The 1,654-nt window shown below is 49.3% G+C and carries 1 protein-coding gene; it reads left to right on the top strand.

What is annotated here, in order from left to right:
• The first annotated feature begins 314 nt into the window (after positions 1–314).
• Positions 315–1,559 carry an IS110 family RNA-guided transposase gene (locus H6B51_RS16925; RefSeq protein WP_204884766.1) on the top strand — a complete coding sequence of 415 codons (1,245 nt, stop codon included), beginning with the start codon at positions 315–317 and terminating at the stop codon, positions 1,557–1,559.
• Positions 1,560–1,654: the final 95 nt, after the last annotated feature.

Raw genomic sequence — 1,654 nt, forward strand, 5'->3', positions numbered from 1 at the left:
CATTTTTATGACCATTCCTTTCCGCTGCGCTGCAAGGCACCAAAGGGTATGAAACACAGGAGCCTCTAACGCAGCAAGTCGTAATTTGTTAGAATATGCTTGAGGAAGCAGGCACACTACAGAGCACGTGAAGGTGAGCAGGCTCAGCCTTGCGCTGGACTGAATTTTTATGTGTGCCGGACACTCTTTCAAGCACCAATGAGTAGGGCTTTGCACCCTGTAACCTTATCTTTGGAGAGACAGACTACTTCAATCTTTCAGTGAGTGTCCAGTCCCTGCCTGTTCCCTCAAATGCTGTTTCGAGGGGATGCGTTATGCTCAAAATCGTTTACCCCATCTGCTGTGGGATGGATGTCCACAAGTCCTTTGTTGTTGCCAGTATTGCTTCTACCAATGAGCAGGGAGTAACCACCTACAAAATCAAGCGGTTTTCCACCTTCACCGGAGATTTACGCCGGTGTGCCACATGGTTGGCAGAAAACAACTGCAAAGATGTGTGTATGGAATCCACCGGGAAGTATTGGATTCCCATCTATAACATCCTGGAACCCACCTGTAACATTGTCCTTGCGCACCCCAAATACGTGAAGTCTATTCGGGGAAAGAAAACCGATAAGCGAGATGCCAGGTGGATTGCCGACATCTTTAAGCACGACCTTGTCGCCGGGAGTTTTATCCCTCCGGCAGACATTCGCCAGCTCCGGGACTTAGTTCGTTACCGCTGGAAACTCACCAGCTTCACAACTGGCGAGAAAAACCGAGCCCAGAACTGCCTGACTGTTTCCAACTTCAAGCTGGATGATGTGTTCTCAGACGTGTTTGGCAAGGCAGCTTCTGCAATTACTGCTCGAATTCTGGAAAATCCAACTGAAAAAATCACGGATATTTCTGGTTTCCGAACCAAGGGCATGAAAGCGACCAATGAACAGGTGCTTGCCGCTGTGGACGGAGAGATGTGTGAAGAACAGGCTGAAAAGCTCCGCATCATCCGTTCCCACATAGATAGCCTTGAACTGTGCAAACTCAATCTGGAATCGCTGATTCTGTCTACTGCTGAGAAGTATCTTCCTCAACTCAATCTTGTTATGACGGTGCCGGGTATCCAATCCTTTGCCGCGATTGGTATCATTTCTGAGATTGGAGTGGATATGTCCGTGTTCCCCACCTCGAAGCATCTTTGCTCCTGGGCTGGGCTTACGCCGCAGAACAACGAGAGTGCCGGGAAGAAGAAAACCACCAGAATCAGCCGGGCTGGAGCCTACATCAAGCCCTTGCTGGTGCAGTGTGCCCTCTGTGCTATTCGGGCAAAGCGTTTCCCTGAAGTCCGTAACCGCTACCTTGCTCTCAAAAAACGCCGGGGACACAAAAAAGCAATCATTGCCATTGCCAGAATGCTACTGACAGCCATCTACAACATGCTAAAGAAAAATGAGCCGTATAATCCTGAGCTATACCGCAGCGCAGACCGGCCACCTGCACACCGCGAGGTTTCTGTGGAAGAAGCTGTCTTTATCCTACAACGGCAAGGTTATCTGGTGACTGCTCCTCCTACTGCGTAGACTTTAAGCATGACTTCAATTTTGCCCGCTTTTAGGGGGCTGGGTTTTGTGCGCCTTTTTTCGGAATGGTGCCTAAATTACAATGTTTCAACCTT

The sequence above is a fragment of the Pseudoflavonifractor phocaeensis genome (genome assembly GCF_016901955.1).
Classification (GTDB): Bacteria; Bacillota; Clostridia; order Oscillospirales; family Oscillospiraceae; genus Flavonifractor; species Flavonifractor phocaeensis_A.

Coding starts and splice junctions, on each gene's coding strand:
- H6B51_RS16925 (WP_204884766.1), top strand. CDS start 315: ATGCTCAAAATCGTTTACCCCATCTGCTGTGGGATGGATGTCCACAAG.